12 protein-coding genes and 2 pseudogenes are annotated in these 20,054 nt (G+C 46.3%); 4 read left to right on the top strand and 10 right to left on the bottom strand.

What is annotated here, in order from left to right; all coding sequences use genetic code 11:
* Positions 1 to 70: 70 nt before the first annotated feature.
* From nhaR to rppH, 7 genes and pseudogenes are all read right to left on the bottom strand, one after another.
* Complete coding sequence (gene nhaR, locus L876_RS0104685; RefSeq protein WP_028762735.1) at positions 71 to 979, bottom strand: transcriptional activator NhaR; 909 nt, start codon at positions 977 to 979, stop codon at positions 71 to 73.
* Between the two features lie 17 nt (positions 980 to 996).
* On the bottom strand, positions 997 to 1,380 hold the full coding sequence (locus L876_RS0104680) for a VOC family protein (RefSeq protein WP_037428016.1): 384 nt from the start codon (positions 1,378 to 1,380) through the stop codon (positions 997 to 999).
* On the bottom strand, positions 1,377 to 2,552 hold the full coding sequence (gene nhaA, locus L876_RS0104675) for a Na+/H+ antiporter NhaA (protein WP_028762733.1): 1,176 nt from the start codon (positions 2,550 to 2,552) through the stop codon (positions 1,377 to 1,379). Before nhaA ends, L876_RS0104680 begins: the two co-directional genes overlap by 4 nt.
* A 335-nt stretch (positions 2,553 to 2,887) precedes the next feature.
* Complete coding sequence (locus L876_RS0104670; RefSeq protein WP_028762732.1) at positions 2,888 to 3,739, bottom strand: thymidylate synthase; 852 nt, start codon at positions 3,737 to 3,739, stop codon at positions 2,888 to 2,890.
* A gap of 70 nt (positions 3,740 to 3,809) precedes the next feature.
* Positions 3,810 to 4,604, bottom strand: a complete 795-nt coding sequence (locus tag L876_RS0104665; protein ID WP_028762731.1) for a sulfite exporter TauE/SafE family protein — start codon at positions 4,602 to 4,604, stop codon at positions 3,810 to 3,812.
* A gap of 76 nt (positions 4,605 to 4,680) precedes the next feature.
* A pseudogene (gene ptsP, locus L876_RS21100) lies at positions 4,681 to 6,912 on the bottom strand (phosphoenolpyruvate--protein phosphotransferase).
* Positions 6,913 to 6,932: 20 nt separating this feature from the next.
* Complete coding sequence (gene rppH, locus L876_RS0104655) at positions 6,933 to 7,457, bottom strand: RNA pyrophosphohydrolase (protein WP_028762730.1); 525 nt, start codon at positions 7,455 to 7,457, stop codon at positions 6,933 to 6,935.
* Positions 7,458 to 8,151: 694 nt separating this feature from the next.
* Between rppH and mutH the strand changes: the two genes are divergently transcribed.
* Together mutH and L876_RS0104645 are read left to right on the top strand one after the other, a co-directional pair.
* Positions 8,152 to 8,823 (top strand): DNA mismatch repair endonuclease MutH, encoded by a 672-nt coding sequence (gene mutH, locus L876_RS0104650; protein WP_373316136.1) that lies wholly within the window; start codon positions 8,152 to 8,154, stop codon positions 8,821 to 8,823.
* 181 nt (positions 8,824 to 9,004) lie between these two features.
* Entirely contained in the window at positions 9,005 to 10,084 is a 1,080-nt protein-coding gene (locus tag L876_RS0104645; protein ID WP_028762728.1) for an adenylate/guanylate cyclase domain-containing protein, read from the top strand.
* On the opposite strand, the gene oxyR is transcribed toward L876_RS0104645, so the two are convergent.
* The 3 genes from oxyR to mnmL form a co-directional block, all read right to left on the bottom strand.
* Complete coding sequence (gene oxyR, locus L876_RS0104640; RefSeq protein ID WP_028762727.1) at positions 10,085 to 10,996, bottom strand: hydrogen peroxide-inducible genes transcriptional activator OxyR; 912 nt, start codon at positions 10,994 to 10,996, stop codon at positions 10,085 to 10,087.
* A 234-nt stretch (positions 10,997 to 11,230) separates the two neighbouring features.
* Positions 11,231 to 11,596: an Hpt domain-containing protein gene (locus tag L876_RS0104635; RefSeq protein WP_028762726.1), complete on the bottom strand. Its 366-nt coding sequence runs from the start codon at positions 11,594 to 11,596 to the stop codon at positions 11,231 to 11,233.
* Positions 11,597 to 11,776: 180 nt separating this feature from the next.
* A complete protein-coding gene (gene mnmL, locus L876_RS0104630) occupies positions 11,777 to 12,703 on the bottom strand; it encodes a tRNA modification radical SAM protein MnmL/YtqA (protein ID WP_028762725.1) in 927 nt (308 codons plus the stop codon).
* A 485-nt stretch (positions 12,704 to 13,188) separates the two neighbouring features.
* Between mnmL and gltB the strand changes: the two are divergent.
* A pseudogene (gene gltB, locus L876_RS21095) lies at positions 13,189 to 17,638 on the top strand (glutamate synthase large subunit).
* 6 nt (positions 17,639 to 17,644) lie between these two features.
* Positions 17,645 to 19,054 (top strand): FAD-dependent oxidoreductase, encoded by a 1,410-nt coding sequence (locus tag L876_RS0104620; RefSeq protein WP_028762724.1) that lies wholly within the window; start codon positions 17,645 to 17,647, stop codon positions 19,052 to 19,054.
* Positions 19,055 to 20,054 lie beyond the last annotated feature (1,000 nt).

Raw genomic sequence — 20,054 nt, 5'->3', positions numbered from 1 at the left:
AACACGCGACTACTCCCTTATCTACTATTGGCGCTAGTGTACCAGCAACCCTTTATGCTTCACACCGTTTTTATAAACGTTGAACTTGCAAATCTTTACCTGCAAACAGGTCGGTAAAGTCAGTTTCAAGCAAGCGTTTAACTGCTGGATGTTGGATCATTCGCTCGGCAAACATAACATGATAAACCTCTTTAATATCAGTGGTCTCACCCAGTAAGAACATATCATGCGCCAAGATATCTTGCTTATAGATAGAAGGAGCAACAAAAATACCTTGATGAAAATAACCAAAGGCTTTCATCATCGCTGCATCATCAAACTCGCCAAGGATAGTCACGTTGAGGCCATTTTCATCAAACCAATGATGTAACTGCTGGCCCAGAGAAGTTCGCTTACCTGGAATAAGCAACTTACCTAACTCCAAACACTCAGGAAAAGGCTTGTCATATTGCTCAGAAGAGAAGAAAGCGACACCACACTCACCCAACTTTTTCGACAAAATCTCAGGGTACTTAAGAGACTCGCCAGCACAATCTGACAAGATCATATCTAACTTATGAGCACGTAAGCGCTCCATTAAGCTTTCGTGAGTGGCTTCAAAACACGCTAAGTGCATCGAGCCATCGCTTGGCACCACAGATAACAACACCCGACTGGCGAGTGCTTTCGACAACGCATCGGCAATCCCCACTTCAAACAGGATGTTATTATCTTTTTGATAATTTAAGAGGTCCAACATCTCATAGCTAAGGCTGAACATCTTATCTGCATACCGAAATACCAACTCTCCCAGTTCAGTAGGTTCCAGTGATCGCCCCGCTCGTTTAAACAAACTGCCATTTAAGCGGTTTTCCAGTACTCGAATTTGACCAGTAACGGTTTGTGGTGTGAGGCAAAGAGCCTCGGCAGCCTTAGCTACCGAGCCTTTCTTATGAACCATCCAGAAATAATACAGATGGTTATAGTTAAGGTGTGACATCAAATCAATGATTCCAGTTACTGAAGACGCTGACAATCCATCAAGCTATACATCACCGCGTTGAGTTCATCGATATTACTAATACTCCCCTCTGAAAACGCCTCGGCTAATCCGGTAACCAACACCTCTCTATCGGGGATACGACTTTCACAATAGGTACGGTTAGCTTCTTCAAAACGCTTACCACTGCGATATTTCAGCGCTCTAGATTCATAACCATCAGATTCTATGCGTTTACCTGTGGCATTTGGCTTATACATCAAGGCACCATCGACCACGCCTTCTAGGTAGTAGTGGCACGACACACTGTTGATATCCGTATTACATGCTTCAAGTTGAGTGGCTGATGCGCCAGCAACCATCCCCAATGACAACATTGCAGCGACTATGTGAGTTTTCATACTTTTTCTCCTTTCTCAGGTAGAACCTTCGATAACCAGAAGTAACCGACTACCGCAGACAGAATCGAACCAGTCAAAATGCCTAACCGTGCTACATCACCATACACCTCCCCTTCGCCGACAAAGGCAAGGGATGAGATAAACATCGACATGGTGAAACCTATACCACACATCACTGCAACTGGAGCAATGTGACGCCAGCCCATTCCCTCAGGAAGTACTGCGAGTTTCAACTTGACAGCAAGATAACTAAAGAACAACACACCAAGTGGTTTACCTAGGAATAAACCTAATGCAATGCCCACTGGTACTGGTGATAATAGATCACTGACGCTCATCCCGCTTAAATCAACACCAGCGTTCGCAAAAGCAAAAATCGGCAGAATCATAAAGGTACTCCAAGGATGCAGGCCATGCTCTAAGCTCTCCGAAGGTGAGCTACCATCTTTGGCTCGTAATGGAATACAAAACGCAATAATAACGCCGGCTAGCGTTGCATGAACGCCAGATTTAAGTACAGCAATCCAAAGAATAAGCCCAACGACACCATAAGGGCCGAGTGCCGTGACTCCTCTGCGATTTAAGGCTATTAATGCCATAATAGCAACCGCCGCTATGATCAAACTAATGGTTGATAAATCAGTGCTATAAAACATAGCAATAATCACCACTACACCCAAGTCATCTATGATTGCCAGTGCAAGTAAGAACACTTTTAGAGCAACCGATACACGACTGCCCAGCAGCGCCATGATCCCTAGAGCAAACGCAATATCGGTGGCCGCAGGAATTGCCCAACCAACCTGAGTCAGCGAGTCGGAATAGTTAAAAATCAGATAAATCGCGGCCGGAAAAACCATACCACCAATCGCGGCAAACGTCGGCAAAGAGGCCTGTTCACGGCTAGACAATGCGCCTTCAAGTAGCTCACGCTTCACTTCAAGTCCAATAAGCATGAAAAACAGTGCCATGAGTCCGTCATTAATCCAGTGGATTAGTGTTTTATCTATGTCTAGGCTGCCCACACGGATCTGCATCTCTGTGTGTAAAAAGCCCTGATACACTCCAGAAAGTGGCGAGTTCGCCATCAGCATCGCCAACAGGACGGCGCCCATCAACAAAATACCACCTGCAGATTCTTGGCTTAAAAAATTCCTAATAGCCTTTTCCATAACAACACTCCATTAAAACGTAATGTATTGAGTCTAGCGGAATGCAATCGCGCTGAATAATCGTTTGCATCGGCATTAAACATCGGTAATTCCGAAGTATTGAGTGTAGCTAGCTAACACTAAGTAATCAACTAAACATTCTTTGAATGGAGAACGGTGTACTTGAAAAGGTTTATGTGAGTGACTTCACATAAAACAATGAAGTAGGAGTGGCATATTTTTATGCAGTTAAAACAAATAAAGCGCCATTAACTCATCAAGTATAATGGCGCTTTACCTCAGTATTTTCGGGATGTTGTACCAAGATGGCTCAACATGAGTCTAGCCAGTGGGCATTACACCGAAAAAGGATATTTTATCGCTTCGTGATGTTCATAACCGGTGACCTCAAAATCATCCATGGTCACCCAAGTTTCAATGTCATGCAAAGACTTGATGTCAGGATTGATGTGCAGTTGCGGTGATGGCATGGGTTCGCGCTTTAGTTGCACATTTTGCATCAGGTCCAGTTGATCTTCATAAATGTGGGCGTTAACAATCTTATGATAAGCCGTGCCTGCTTTCTTGCCAGTAATTTGCGCAATGAGGGCTAGCAGGGCAAAGACTTGAACCTGATTAAAGTTCAACCCTAGAGGTACATCACAAGAGCGCTGGAAACTGTTTAAATAGAGTGTATCGCCAAGCAGTGAAAAATTATGGGTATGCATACAAGGGCGCAAGCAACCCATATGAAACTCCCCAGGGTTATAAAAACTCAAGATCTCACCACGATCATCAATCCCCTTAGAGAGGTTATCAACGATCTTCTTCAGTTGATCGATACTACCGCCATCAGGTTTGCTCCACGCCCTTCCCTGCACTCCATAGACTCGCCCCATATCATCCAAGCCTTTACGGTGAGAATTGTTGAGCCACGCACTATTTTCATTGGCATTAGCATCCCAGGTTTTCGCTCCCAGCTTTCTAAAGTCTGCCGCATTATCATAACCGCGCAGATACCCAAGCATTTCAGCAATAGCACCTTTCCAAAAACTCTTCCGTGTCGTGATAAGCGGAAACTCGTTACGGTCAACTCGATACACCAAATCGGCATTAATCACGGTTAGGCAACGCTTACCAGTGCGTTCGTTTTCAACCCAAACACCCTCATCGATAATTCGGTGACAAAGATCCAAATACTGTTTCATTATTCCATACTCAAAATGTCAAAAAGTTGTTCACACTGCCTAATACCACTGGCAACATCAAAAATGTGCGCTAGCTAACGACGAGTTTCAATCCCGTTAGAATCAGCATCAATGCAAAAATACGTTTAAGCCTTGCTATCGGCCATACACTCGCCGCCTTTGCACCCACAGGGGCCATTAACATAGAGGTACTAACGATACCCACTAACGCAGGCAGATAAATATAACCAAGCATATAATCGGGTAGCCCAGTGGTGCCCCAACCAGCGATAATATAACTAATACTGCCAAACGTGGCGATCATCAATCCTGTCACCGAAGAAAACCCAATAGCTTGACGCATCTGGGTGCCACACCAACACAGAAATGGGATCAACAAAATACCGCCACCTATGCCCATTAATGCTGCGACCACCGCGATAACCATCGCAGCCACAAATAGGTATGGAGCTTTGGGAAGTTCACGTTCCGCGGCTTTAGGGCTAACAGGAAACATCATCTGTATCGCCATTAGGATCACAAATACCGCAAAGGTTTGTTTCAATGCACTGGCAGAAAACATCTCGGCAATAAAACCCGCTCCCAATGCTCCAATGACAAAAGCAGGCAGCATAATTTTTAGCAGTGGCCAAGGAATATTGCCACGGGAGTGATGCGCGCGAGCAGAAGAGAGAGAGGTTAAAATAATGGCTGCGAGCGATGTAGCAATAGCCACATGAGTCAAATATTCAGGGGCCACACCTGCTTTGGGTAATAAATAGAGCAGTACCGGGACGGCAATAACACCACCGCCAATGCCAAGCAACCCGGCCATAAAGCCAATAAAGGCACCCAGGGCAATACAACTCAACAATATGGTTAACATAACTTCTCAATAGCCCCGACCAAAAAAGAGCTTTAGCTTAAAGTAAAAAGCCCCTGAATGAAAATCTCATATTTGGTTATAAAAACTCATCTAACTGTGCAGCCTTTAAGTAAGCGGTGACCAATTGACGAACTTCTGTACCATTAGTAAGAGAGAGCGCCTTATCGAGCAATTCACTTAAATCCGCATAGGAAACACGGCGGATCAGATAGTTAATTTTTGCCAAGCTGCCTTGGTTCATACTCAGCTGATCATATCCCATGGCCACCAACAAAATGACCCCAATAGGCTCACCCGCCAATTCGCCACACACGCTCACAGGCAACTGGTATTTATCGCAATCAATGCGTGCATGCTTGAGTGCCCGCAATATGCCAGGATGATAGCAGTCATACAGGGTACTGACTCTAGGGTTATTGCGATCCACCGCTAACAAGTATTGCGTTAAGTCATTCGAGCCCACCGAAACAAAATCAACTCGTTTTGCCACTTCTTCAAGTTGAAACAATAATGCTGGCACCTCTAACATAATGCCAATCTTGGGTCGAACCAGATGAGGATGCAGATCTTGCTTTACTTCAAGGTAAGCCTGCTCCAAATAGGCAATAGCCTGATCGATCTCGTCGAGACAGCAAACCATTGGCAGCAATATATGCAGCTGATCTCTGGCGGCAGATGCATTCAACATTGCTCGTAATTGCACTAAAAACAGCTCAGGATGATCTAAGGTCAAACGGATACCCCGCCAACCTAAAAATGGGTTTTCTTCAATGATCGGCAAATAAGATAATGGTTTATCGCCACCAACGTCGAGGGTACGCATCACTACTGGTCGCCCTATCGCTGCATCGAGCACCTGCTTATACACCTCAACCTGCTCAGATTCGCTGGGAAATCTAGGCTGAAGCATAAACGGAATTTCGGTGCGATACAGTCCGATACCATCAGCCCCTTCTGCAATCTCTGATGCTAAACTGCTTAATAGCCCAGCATTTAGATAAAGGTGGACTCGTCGCTCATCTAAAGTTTTTGCCGGCAAGGGTAATTCGTCGCTAAAGCGTTTTTGTAAGGCTTTCTCAGCAGAAATAAGCTGGCGATACTCGCGAATGAGGGTAGGAGTGGGGGAAACAAGCACCTACCCCCGAGTGGCATTCAACACCAGTTGTTTGCCATCTATACCTGCGTTGAGTACTCCCTCAACCCCTATGATTGCAGGAACCCCAAACGCGCGAGCTAAGATTGCAGCATGTGAATTCACTCCGCCTAGCTCTGTGACAATCCCGACCAATTTATGCTGCGGGAACTCGGCCAACATGGTAGCGGTCGCTTCTTTAGTCACTAAAATCACAGGCACATCCAGCTCGATGTGCATTTTTTGTGGTTCAATTAACTGGCGTAATACTCGCTGACCTAAATCACGAATATCATTGGCCCGCTCTTGCAAATAGGGATCTTGCATCTGCTGGAACTGCGCAATATAGCGCAAGGACACGCGACTCACCGCCGACACGGCACTTAGACCTTGTGCAACCTCCCTAGCATATTCGCCTCCCAAGCTCGTGTCATCAAGCAGTAGCAACAGCGCGGAGAATATCGATTGAACCTCTTTCTCATTCTCGCCATCAAAACGCTGTGACAAACCACTAAGGGTATTACGACACGCAGAGAGTGCTTGCTGCAGCATAGCTTGCTCAGCGTTAATATCGCTAGCAAAAGTGTCAGGTTGTTCAAGGGGAATGTCGGCTCCCAACACCATAGCATGGGCAATGACCACACCGTTCGCTGCAGTCGTGCCGCTGTAGTACAGCTGGTTTGGTGCTGATGCAACTTCGGCACGCTTGCGCTGCTCGCGGACCGTCATTGCCAACTGCGCCGCTAAGGTCATTAAGAAAGCTTCTTCTGCTTCACTAAATTGACGCGCCTCAGCTTGCTGTACAACCAGTACACCAATGATCAATTTTTGATAGATAATGGGCACGGCCAAAAAGGCACGGAAGCTATCTTCAGCGACTTCACTGAAGAGCTTAAAGCGAGGATGCAGATGTGCATCGGCAACGTTGACGGGTTCTTCACGCTCGGCAACCAAGCCGACCAAGCCTTGAGTCACAGGCATCTTAACATTGCCAATGGCATTAGGATCTAAACCATCGGTGGCAGACAGCACCAGCTCATGCTCCTCTAAAATATAGATAGAGCAACACTGGGTTGCCATAGCGAGTTTTGTTTGGGTAACCAATAGAGATAGGGCTGATTGAAGATCATCGGCAGATGCAACTGCCTGGGTGATGTCTCTTAGAGTTTTTAACACAGCCTAAATCTCCATATCTATTATCTGCGGCGACCTCTTCTTCTGCCACTGTGGGAATGCTCTTGCATCTGAAACGGCAATGCCGTGGGTGCAAACTCCTTCATAACCTTACGGTATACATCACGTTTAAAGGAGACGACTTGCCGCACTGGATACCAATAACTGACCCAGCGCCAATCATCGAATTCAGGGTGACCACTGGCAGCCAAATTAATCGCCGACTCTTGACTCTTTAACTGTAATAAAAACCACTTCTGCTTTTGACCGATACACAAAGGTTTACTGTCTTGCCTAATTAATCGTTTAGGTAATCTATAACGCAACCAGGAACGAGTTGAGGTTAAAATTTGAACATGTTCAGGTCTTAACCCAACCTCTTCATACAACTCCCGATACATGGCTTGCTCGGCGGTTTCGCCTTCATCAACGCCACCCTGCGGGAATTGCCAGGAATGCTGACCAAATCGTCTAGCCCACATAACCTGCCCAAAGCGATTACAGATAATGATGCCTACATTTGCACGAAAGCCGTCACTATCAATCACATGGACTCCAAATTGAAATATTCTAATGGATCGATTGTTTCACAAAGCAGCGTCCTCGGCAATTGTCTCTTATCAGATATTATTTGGATAAAAAACAAAAATATTTTATTTTATCAACAGAGGCTGGGCGATGGTCATAAGGATATCCACAAAATCTGTGGATATCTCTGTTTGAAACTCTGTTGAAAATGTTATTTATCTCTATTCCGCTTAAAATAACAACGATCCACAACCCTCTCAAAAAACAATTAAACCCATGTTTAATATAGATAATTAAAAAGGATCTGAGCAAAAAGCAAGCAGTGCAAACTGGATCGAACGAAATTTAACCACCCTGTGGGATTGAGAATATCTGTAATAACAAACCACAAGGTTATTCACAGGTAAATATTTTTATCCATCAAAATGTGAGTAAAACTTGCCTTACTTAGGCTTGACAAGCGGTTGCAAAATGCTTTTCACGATCTTTTATCACAGTTATCCAATATTTCTGTGGATAACTATGTTGGAAACGCTGGGGAAATAAAAGAGTAACTATAATGAACCTAGCCTAAGCCCTATGCCACAAACAAATTACCATTTATATTTCAACACTTTAAGCGCAAAGCTTTCAATAAAGATTATTATTTACTGATGGTGTGTGATTTTTAACCACGATTGATTAACTGACTAACTTAAGTAAAATTATCCCATGATAACCAATCCATGCCCCCCACAATCTGTTGCAGAGCTGATGCAACGAGCTCATGAGATGGCAGGCCTAACCTTAGGCCAGCTGGCGAACCTGCACAATATCCCAGTCCCTAATAATCTTAAACGAGATAAAGGTTGGATAGGCCAACTCATTGAACATGAACTCGGGGCAATAGCGGGTTCAAAGCCCGAACAGGACTTTCTCCACTTAGGAATAGAGTTAAAGACAATTCCAGTGGATGCGAACGGTAAACCCATGGAAACCACCTATGTTACCGTCGCCCCTTTAATCGATATCCAAGGGCTGAGATGGCAAGACAGTGTGGTTTATCATAAGTTGCAGCGTGTGCTGTGGATACCCGTCGAAGGCGATAGATCGATTGCGGTGGCCGATCGACATATTGGCACCCCTATTTTATGGACACCTTCACAACAAGAGTTTGAGATGATCCGCCAAGATTGGGAAGAGATCATGGAGCTGATAGCGCTAGGAAAAGTAGAACAGATCACCGCACGCCATGGTGAGGTGTTACAACTGCGTCCTAAAGGGGCAAGTAGCCGCTCAGTGACACTCAGTATCGCTCAAGATGGTCAAAATAAATTAACCAATCCTAGAGGCTTTTACTTAAAAATCGCCTTCACTCACCAAATACTCTGTAAGCATCTTAAATAAAAAGGACTCAATAATCCCAAAAAGGCATAAGTTATCCGCAACCGCGGGGATTTATGCTGCTTTTTTAACGCATATGGACTTCATTTGACTTAGATCACAAATATCACTGGAAATTGTAGGGGTGTTTTCTATACACTAGCGCATCCTGAATTATCAGCTGCATTAGGGTATTACTTTCACTGTGAGAGCGCGCATTCAAGCAAAAAAGCTTATATTTGCCATTTTCGCTTGGGCAATTGCCATGGGGGCATTTGTCTTTTTCCGCTATGCGCAAAGCCCTGAGCTACCTCAGTGGGCCGTAGGCACCGCCGATCTCGCCACCCTTGCAATCTATATGGGTATTATCTTTGGTAGCTTGCACTGGATGTCCAATCTGATTGCTGACTTCAGCGCAATTAATCGTCTTCCCTATCTGTTTTCGGTGATTTTCAAAGGTCTGTTCCTCCTGCTAGGCGCCACCACACTGGCTTACATGACCCAATTTTTAAATATGTGGGCGATTGAAAACCACATGGCAACCTTGAGGCAGATGCTAACAGCGCATATTCTCTATAGCCCATCATTTCAGGCGCTTATCATCTACTTGGTGGTCGTGCGGGTTGGATTAGCATTTATCGAGCAGATGGCACTCCTTGTGGGGCCCAGAGTCTTGCTGAATATTGGCTTAGGTAAATACCATAAACCACGCTATGAACAGCGATTATTCCTCTATCTAGACATGGTCGCGTCAACGACGCATGCCGAGTCTTTAGGTGATTACCGCTTTAGTCGTCTCATTCAAGACTGTTTCAGTCTGCTGTCTGATACCGTGGTCAATAATGATGCTGAAATCTATCGCTACATGGGCGATGCTGTACTGATCCACTGGCCATTAGAGAACGGTATCATCGAAGATCGCAGTTTTAATATCTACTACGACTTTAGTCAGCAGCTTAATTGGCAACGTAAATATTTCGAAGAACAGTATGGCTTTGTGCCTAAGTTCAAGGCTGCAGCCCATTGTGGACAAGTTGTTGCTGCGGTCGTAGGAGTACAAAAGCAGGAGATCAGTTTCTTTAGCGATGTACTAAATACCTTAGCTCGCCTACAGGATCAGTGTAATCCCCTTGGGCAACGCATGTTGATCTCTGGCACGTTACAATCACTGATCGATACCAGTACCAGCCACTTTGATTTCAATAACCTCGGGCCGATAAAACTTAAAGGGAAACAATACTCAATTGAAGTATTTGGTGTTTCCCCTAAAGGGTCAAATCAGTAATTAAGCTTTAGGCTTTGCCAACAACTGCTCAATCGCACTGCCCAAGGTTCTAAAGGTCATAATGCGACTCGACGTTTGACGCCAAACTAAACCTATATCTCGGTATGGTGTTTCGCCCGGTGGCGCCATCACGGCTAACTCAGTATCGTTCAATATCCCTGCATCAATCGCCATTTGGGGTAAAAATGTAGTTCCAAGCTTGCTGTTCACCATCTGTACTAATGTATGCAAACTGGTTGCGGCAAACGGGTTAATTTTTTCACTGTCTCCCAAACGACAAGCACTAATAGCATGACCCGTAATACAGTGTTCAGACTGCAGTAAAAAAATACTCTCATCGGGTAAATTTTTGTAGTCGATAGGCTGCACCGTTTCGGCCGATAGCTCCTCGTGCATCACCATCTTAAATGGATCAATCCCCACCTTCATGCTGTGGTAGCCACTAGTGTCAGCAGGCAAAGCCAATAGCAACAGATCTAACTCGCCCTTACCTAACGCATCGAGTAATCGCTCTGTGGTATCTTCTTTTAAAAACAGCGTTAATGCGGGGTATTCGCTCTGACAATGCTTCACCACACGGCTAAGCAAAAAAGGCGCAATAGTTGGAATACAACCCAAGCGTATATCGCCAGTCATTGACTCGCCTTGATGTTTCACCAATTCCACTAAGTCATCGACATCCGTCAGTAACTTACGCGAGCGCAGCACCACCTCTTCGCCAATAGCAGTAAAGATGAATGACTTATGGTCACGCTCGATGAGCTGATGTCCTAACTGCTCTTCAAGGTTTTGAATACCACTGGATAGGGTTGACTGGCTGACATGACACAACTTTGCCGCTCGGTTGAAATTTTGCTCTTGATAGAGATTAACTAAATAGTAGAGGTTCTTTAAACTCGGAAGATGTTTCATAAAATCGATTACCAACTTTAATTTACATTCAAATAATCTATCTAACTCTAGCATAAAGTGCGAGCAAACTTGCCATGGCCTTTAACTTATTTGCGATAACGAGCACACAATCTGTAGCCACGACCACTCAGACTCAGCCAATAGTTGTATAGATGCGCTATCCCTTTGCTGCAGGTAATAAAAAGCCCCTGAAGATTACTCTTCAAGGGCTTTAGCGATAATCCAAAAATCAAATTATGCTTTTGATTCTAAATACTGTTTTAGCTCTGCTAAATCTTTGCTCGCATTGTCTACAATTGCTTGCAACCAAGCGCCATGGCCTTGAGACCATTCGGCGGCTTCACCATGTTGCAATAACTGTGCATACTGCTGAATACGCTTCAAACCTACAGATCCTGCAGCGCCCTTAAACTTATGAGCTTCAGAACATAAGGTATCTTTGTCTTGTGCTTCTTTAGCATTGACCAGATTGCCGACATACTCAGGCATTAGCTGTTCAAATAAGACGACACTTTTCAGCAACGTACCAGCGCCAATTGCACTGCAGTACTGCTCTAGTGTGTTAAGATCCAATATTGATTCTAACTCAGCTGTTGCCATATCAAGGCACCTCTCGAAATAATGCTTACTTTATAAGAACTAAATTTACTCCATAATACCTTCTATAATTGCAGGTGCAACTAATTGAAGCATATGCTAGTAAAAACCTCTGTTATTTAACGAACTCGCAACTTTACATTAATTTATTTACTTAAACTTTTACGAATATGACCCAATTTTCTACGCCTTAACCTTATGTTCCAGCAGGTAATGTCCTTGCCCACCCTGCTGTTTTAAGTTGTCCTCAATCGCCACTAAACCATTCCAACGGTAGCCACACCAACTTGGTGCAAGCAGTACTGGTTTCTTAGCATAGGCAGTAACTCTGTGAAAAATAATCTCTTTGGGCGTATACCTAATCAGCTCTGATGCAGAATAGGCATAATCCTCTAATGACAATAGCGGTAATCGACCTGCACGCCAGGCTTTAGCCATGGTGCTGCCATCGACCACATGCAAAGGGTGTAACTTCAATCCATCGACACCCGCCTCCAACACCGCTTGATGGGTGTGTAAAAAGTCGGCGTGAGTTTCACCTGGTAAGCCCAAAATAAGATGAGTGCAGACTTTGATGCCAGCACCTCTTGCCCGCTTGACTGTATCCTGATAGTCGGCAAAGCCGTGGCCTCGATTAATCCGCTTAAGGGTGTCATCGTTGGCGGTTTGCAGTCCAAGTTCAAGCCAGACTTCCAAACCTCTTTGCTGATAACTTACCAACAGCGCAATCACCTCATCGGGGACGCAATCGGGACGAGTACCCACGCAAAGGCCGACAATGTCATCATCTTCTATTGCCTGATCATATTTCTCTTTTAATACCTGATACTCGTCATAAGTACTGGTATAGGCTTGGAAATAAGCGATAAATTTACTGCTTTTGGCTTGGGAGCGCTCACGCCCTTTCGCTAGCTGAACACCGATAGAGTCAATCGTTCCGTGCTCATGGCTAAATGACTCAACATTACAAAATGTACAACCTCCTCGTCCTAAGGTGCCATCTCTATTTGGGCAGGTAAATTTGGCATCTATGGTTAACTTCTTTAATCGCTGGCCATATCGCAGCTTACACTGCACACCAAACGTATTGACGTAACTATCCAGTCCCACACTAAAAATCTCTACTCACTCTCAAGCAGGCTATTTTACCTAAGCTGAGCCATTCAAACTTAGGGATATCTCAAACAACACACGATTGAAATGTGTGGTCAATCACATTAGTGATAAGTAAACTGACAGATTGTCTCATTTATTGTCCTTTCCGCATCACCAGTTGTTAAAAAATTCACTGTGCCTGCAATAAAAATCACTTTTTTAAAAAGCAAAACAATCCGACATTTTGTTACACATTAGTAAACAGAAACAACACCAACCTTCAAAATTCTTTTTATTCATAAGGTTATACAGCACTTTCATCAGTTTACGTTAACGTAAAGCCTGCTAAACGCTTGTATGAAACAGTAATTAGCAAGCAGATTTTATGCAAAAAATAGGTTTGACCTTTGGTAATGCAAAAGTTAATTTGGTTGGTTCGGGTGGCTATCAAACACAACAATTTCCCCGAGTAGTAATAGTGAGTATTAGGGAGTTTTTATATGAGCTTGTATCACCCCAGTTTTGAACGGGATAACTGTGGCTTTGGTTTGATCGCCCAGATGGATGGCGAAGCCAGTCACAGAATAGTGCGCACCGCGATTCACGGCTTAGACCGTATGAAACATCGTGGTGGTATTGCAGCTGATGGCCGCACTGGCGATGGCTGTGGTTTATTAATGCAGCTCCCCATTAAATTCTTCGAAGCGATCGCGGCAGAGAATGATTGGCACCTTAGCCGCAAGTTCGCGGTTGGCATGCTGTTTCTCAGTCAAGATGAAGAAAAGGCTGCCCAGGCTAAACTGCTACTCGAACGTGAACTTGAAAAAGAAACCTTAAGCGTTGCTGGCTGGCGTGAAGTCCCCGTTAATGCCGATGTGTTAGGGCCAATAGGGCAAGCCAGTCAACCTCAAATATTTCAAGTATTGATTAATGCCCCTATCGGATGGCGAGAGAAAGATCTTGAGCGACGCCTCTACATGGCGCGTCGGCGCTTAGAGCAACAGATGCTCGATGACCAAGACTTCTATGTAGCCAGTCTCTCAGGTCAAGCCATTGTCTATAAAGGGCTAATGATGCCCGCTGATCTGCCAGCTTTTTACCCTGACTTAGCAGACATTAGATTGCAAAGCGCCATCTGCTTATTCCACCAGCGCTTCTCCACCAATACATCACCTAAATGGCCATTGGCACAGCCATTTAGATACTTAGCCCATAATGGCGAAATCAACACCATTACCTGTAACCGCCAGTGGGCACGTGCTCGTGCGTATAAATTTAATGCACCACTATTACCCGATCTTCAACAAGCGGCGCCTTTTGTTAATGAGAGCGGTTCAGACTCATCATCGCTAGACAACATGCTAGAGATGTTACTCGCCGGCGGGATGGATCTCTACCGCGCCATGCGCTTGCTTATCCCGCCTGCATGGCAAAGTAATCCAGAAATGGACGAAGAGCTCAAAGCCTTCTACGACTTTAACTCCATGCACATGGAGCCGTGGGATGGCCCCGCAGGTATCGTCATGACCAACGGTCGCCATGTTGCCTGTGCCGTTGACCGTAATGGGCTTCGCCCGTCACGTTATGTGATCACTAAAGATAGAATTTTGACCTTGGCTTCAGAGGTAGGTATTTGGGATTACGCACCTGATGAAGTGGTTGAAAAAGGCCGCGTTGGTCCAGGGGAGCTTCTGGTACTAGACACCTTAAATGGCCAACTCTATTCATCTTTTGAAATCGATAATGACCTCAAGCGTCGCCACCCTTACAAAGAGTGGATGGCAAAGCACAGTCAAACCTTGATACCTGCCGAGCAGATGCCAAAAACAGCCCAAGGGGTATGCGAATTCTCTAACGACACACTCTTACAGTACCAAAAGCAATTTGGTTACTCTCGTGAAGAACTTGAACAAGTGATTTGGGTGTTGGCTGAAAAAGGCGAAGAAGCCACAGGCTCAATGGGTGACGATACCCCAATGGCGGTGTTATCGAAGAAGTCTCGCACTCTGTATGACTACTTCCGTCAAAAATTTGCTCAGGTGACCAACCCCCCCCATAGATCCTTTGCGTGAAAAACATGTGATGTCGTTGGCTACCTGCATCGGTCGCGAGCAAAACCTCTTCAACGAAACCATGGGCCATGCATACCGTGTTATGTTTGACTCGCCTGTTCTGCTGTTTAGTGACTTCAACCAGTTACTGGCGTTAGATTCAACCTATTACCGTGCCAACACCGTCGATTTAAACTATGACCTAGCAGAAGGGCTGGAAACTGCAATTAAACGCGTGTGTGATGAGGCTGAACGCCTAGCTCGTACTGGCACTACCTTGTTGATCCTCTCAGATCGAGCCACGAGTAAAAATAAGCAAGTGATCCCTGCGGCCATGGCCGTCGGCGCCGTACAACGTGTTCTGGTGGATCAAAGCCTACGCTGCGACACCAACATCATAGTTGAAACGGCATCTGCACGCGATCCGCACCATTTTGCCGTGTTACTGGGCTTTGGCGCTACCGCTATTTACCCTTATTTAGCTTACGAAAGCATCTCTGCACTTTCGCTCAAACATGGTGTCACAGAAACCCAAAAGTTGATGCTCAATTTCCGTCAAGGTATCGATAAAGGTCTGAGAAAGATCATGTCTAAGATGGGGATCAGTACCGTTGGCTCATACCGCTGTAGCCAGCAGTTTGAAGCCATTGGCTTATCCACTGATGTGGTAGAACTCTGCTTTAAAGGGGTGATCAGCCGTATCGAAGGCGCTAATTTTGATCTACTAGAAAAAGATCAGCAAGTATTGCAAAAGCTAGCCTTCCAAAAGCATCAACCACTGCCGCAAGGTGGCTTGCTTAAATATGTAGAGGGCGGCGAGTACCACTGCTTCAACCCCGATGTGGTTAACACTCTGCAAGCCTGTTTGCGCGACAAAGATTATCCAACTTACAAGCGTTTTACTCAATTAGTTGACGACAGAACTATCGCCACATTGCGCGATCTATTTGTGGTCAAAGGCGATAAGGACGCGATCACCATTGACCAAGTAGAAGGTGCAGACACCCTCTACCCACGCTTTGACAGTGCCGCCATGAGTATCGGCGCATTAAGCCCTGAAGCTCATGAAGCCTTGGCTGTTGCCATGAATCGTCTGGGTGGCCGCTCAAACTCTGGTGAAGGTGGTGAAGATCCAAGTCGTTTCAATTCGGTGCGAAATTCGGCCATTAAACAGATTGCATCGGGCCGATTTGGCGTCACGGCGCACTACTTAGTCAATGCCGAAGTGCTGCAGATTAAGGTGGCACAAGGCGCTAAGCCAGGCGAAGGTGGCCAACTTCCCGGTGACAAAGTCAGTGTCGAGATCGCAGCGCTGCGTAATGCCCGCCCCGGCGTCACACTCATATCGCCACCGCCACATCATGACATCTATTCGATTGAAGATTTGGCTCAGCTGATTTTTGACCTTAAGCAGATAAATCCCAAGGCACTGATCTCGGTCAAACTGGTCTCAGAGCCAGGTGTGGGTACCATTGCCACTGGTGTGGCCAAAGCCTATGCCGATATGATCACCATCTCAGGTTACGATGGCGGTACAGGTGCCAGCCCAATTACCTCAGTCAAATATGCCGGCAGCCCTTGGGAGCTCGGTTTGGCAGAGGTACATCAGTCGCTCGTGGCTAATGGCCTGCGTCATAAGATCCGTCTCCAAGTCGATGGCGGTCTTAAGACTGGCGCCGACGTGATTAAAGCAGCCCTACTCGGTGCTGAAAGCTTCGGTTTTGGTACCGTGCCCATGATTGCCCTGGGCTGTAAATACTTACGTATCTGCCATCTCAACAACTGCGCCACAGGTGTCGCGACTCAAAACAAGCAACTACGTGATAACCATTATCACGGTCTGCCTGAGCGTGTTATGACCTATTTTGAGTTTATGGCACAAGAGATCCGCGAGTACATGGCAGCACTTGGGGTCAGCGAATTTGAACAACTGGTTGGCCGCAGTGACTGGCTTAGCGCGTTAGAGGGCGTGACGGAGAAGCAGCAACAGTTAGACTTATCTGCCATCCTATTTAAGCCAGACATACCAGCAGGCTGTGCGCTAACGTGGCAAGAAACTAATCCAACATCCGATCAAGGTGAGTTAAACCAAACTATTATAGCTGCGGCTAAAGAGGCGGTTGAGCAGGGTGAGACGTTTAAAGCCTGTTTCAACATCAATAACACCGACCGCTCTGTTGGCGCGGGGCTATCTGGTCATATTGCCACCACAGTGGGCTTACAGGGTGCTAAAGCACCAGTAAACCTCCGCTTCAATGGCAGTGCAGGCCAAAGCTTTGGCGTTTGGAATGCGCCAGGATTAAACATGGAACTGTGCGGCGATGCTAACGATTATGTCGGCAAAGGGATGTCAGGCGGTAAACTCACCGTCTACCCACCGCTGGGCAGTATGTTCCAAAGTGAGCGTAGCGTCATTCTAGGTAATACCTGCCTCTATGGCGCCAGTGGCGGCAAACTGTTTGCAGCAGGCAAAGCAGGTGAGCGCTTCGCTGTGCGTAACTCAGGTGCAATCGCTGTGGTTGAGGGTTTAGGAGATAACGGCTGTGAATATATGACAGGCGGTATTGTGGTGGTGCTGGGTAAAACTGGAGTGAACTTTGGTGCGGGCATGACAGGCGGTTTCGCGTATGTGTTCGACCGCTTTGGTCACTTTAATCGCCGGGTAAATACCGAAATGGTCGATACCCATAAGGTGTCCTCACCGATACAACAACAGCACCTAAAAGGACTCATTGAGGAACACCTCAACGAGACAGGCAGTGAACATGCCAAGATGTTGTTAAATGATTTTGAAAACTGGATCGATTGCTTCGTATTAATTAAGCCAAAAAATGTTGCGCTTAACGATCTATTGCGACTCGAACAGTCACAACCAGAACTTTCAGTAGTAGCGGGGTAACTTCAAATGAGTAACGATTTTCAGTTTATTGAAGTGGGCCGCAAAGATCCTACTAAACACGCAGCCGCTAAACGTGCCACACAGTTTATCGAGATCTACCAGCCGTTTGCCCAACCTCAGGTGAGTGAGCAAGCCGACCGTTGCCTCGATTGCGGTAACCCCTATTGCGAATGGAAATGCCCTCTGCATAACTACATTCCCAACTGGCTAAAGCTGGCACAGCAAGGACGTATTTTAGAAGCTGCCGAACTGGTACATGAAACCAACACCCTGCCGGAAATCTGCGGCCGAGTCTGCCCCCAAGATAGACTCTGTGAAGGCGCCTGTACCCTCAATGATGAATTTGGTGCAGTCACCATCGGCAATGTCGAAAAGTACATTACTGATACCGCCATCGCCCAAGGCTGGCGACCCGACATGAGTAAAGTCACCGCACGTTCCGAGCGCGTGGCGATCATCGGTGCAGGCCCAGCGGGTCTAGGTTGTGCCGATATCCTCGCCCGCAATGGCGTAAAAACCGTGGTTTATGATAAAAACCCACAGATCGGTGGTCTACTGACTTATGGTATTCCCGCCTTCAAACTCGACAAATCGGTAATGGCCACCCGCCGTGAAGTGTTAGAAGGGATGGGGATTGACTTTAAACTCAATGTCACTGTCGGCCAAGATATTGGTTTCGATGCCTTGCTTGAACAATATGATGCTGTGTTCCTCGGCATGGGCACTTACACCGCCATGCAAGCAGGCCTGGACAATGAAGATGCACAAGGCGTCTACCAAGCACTGCCTTACCTGATTGGGAACACCCATCACATTATGGGCACCGAATCTACAGAGTCCCCTTACCTGTCACTTGAGGGCAAGAAGGTCGTGGTACTCGGTGGCGGAGATACCGCCATGGATTGTGTGCGCACCGCCGTGCGTCAAGGCGCAAAAGAGGTGATCTGCGCCTACCGCCGCGACGAAGAGAATATGCCTGGTTCACGCCGTGAAGTGCAAAATGCTCGTGAAGAGGGGGTTCAGTTCCTGTTTAACCGCCAACCTACGTCGATAAAGATTGAAGCAGGCGTGGTCACTGGCATCGAGTGTATTGAAACCCAGTTAGGTGAGCCTGATGACTCAGGTCGCCGTCGCCCACAGCCCATCGAAGGCAGTGAGCAACTTATAGACGCCGATGCCATCATCATCGCCTTTGGTTTTCAGCCAAGTCCTGCCAAGTGGTTTGCCGACTACGATATTGAACTCGATCAATGGGGCCGAGTAGTGGCTCCTAAAGTCGCCGATAACCCTTTCCAAACCAGTAACCCGAAAGTGTTCGCTGGCGGCGATATGGTCCGTGGCTCAGATCTTGTCGTCACCGCTATTGCCGAAGGACGCGATGCGGCGCTTGGCATACTCAATAGCTTCGAAGGTTAATCTTGTTCGGCGCTTGCCTAAGCGCCTTATGAGGTAACTTAACCCGTTTGCTTGTGATTTCGCGCTTCATGCTTTGAAGCGCTTTTTTTTGTCTCGTCAAAACGAGGGTTGTTTTGTTTTTCGGTTAACATTAACCCGAGTTTTAAAAGTTTGTTTGAGTCGTGTTTGGCTGAGCCTTTTTTGGTATGTGTGTTTCAAGGTCGAACCTTCAATGAGGGTTAATGGCCTGCCGCAGGCCTTATGTGCAAGCGATCTTTTGGCACGGTGAGTGAAGCATCGCTTCATGCTAACGAACGAGAGGCAGGGATGCCGAACTGGCTTTTAGATAGGGATATTGTTGTGAATATGTCCCTAAACGCTCCACAGCGGCACCTGATGTGAATGGATTCACAAATGCCGCGATGACATGAATGTCAGAGAGCGGCCCTGCCAGCAACGTCCGCAGTTGCATCTGCACTAGGTTATTTTCTCTCTTTGATTTAACTTCATTTGGGACTAATAACGCATTAAAAGCTAACTTAGTTTTTCCCCAAAGTGGGTTGGCCTTGGAATGAAGGTTTGGCATTTTTTGGATTAGCTTATGTAGCGTTTGGCAGGGGGGAATTAGTTAAGTGAGCTTGAAGGTCGTACCTTCATAGCAATCAATCACCTGCGGTGAGCTTATGTGCAAACACTTCTGCGACACGCCGCAAGCACATCCTTGTGGGCTCTACGCCAGCATCCCTGCTGGCAAAGGCCGCAGCCGCGTTTACACTTGGTTTCTAACGTTTCTTCGATTAAGCTGCATTTGGTGTGAGTGGCGAGTAAAAAGCTAACGTGCTTTTGCCCCAAAGTGAGTTGGCCTTGGAATGAAGGTTTGGCATTCCTTGGATTAGCTTATGTAGCGTTTGGCTGGGGGGGAATTGGTTAAGTGAGCTTGAAGGTCGTACCTTCAATGGGAGTTAATTGCTTGCAGCAGACTTATGTGCAGATACTTCTGCTCCACGCCGTGAATCCATCC

It is taken from the genome of Shewanella colwelliana ATCC 39565, assembly GCF_000518705.1.
GTDB lineage: Bacteria > Pseudomonadota > Gammaproteobacteria > Enterobacterales > Shewanellaceae > Shewanella > Shewanella colwelliana.
The sequence above is the reverse complement of the archived record's forward strand: the minus strand, read 5'-3'. Positions and strand labels throughout refer to the sequence as shown.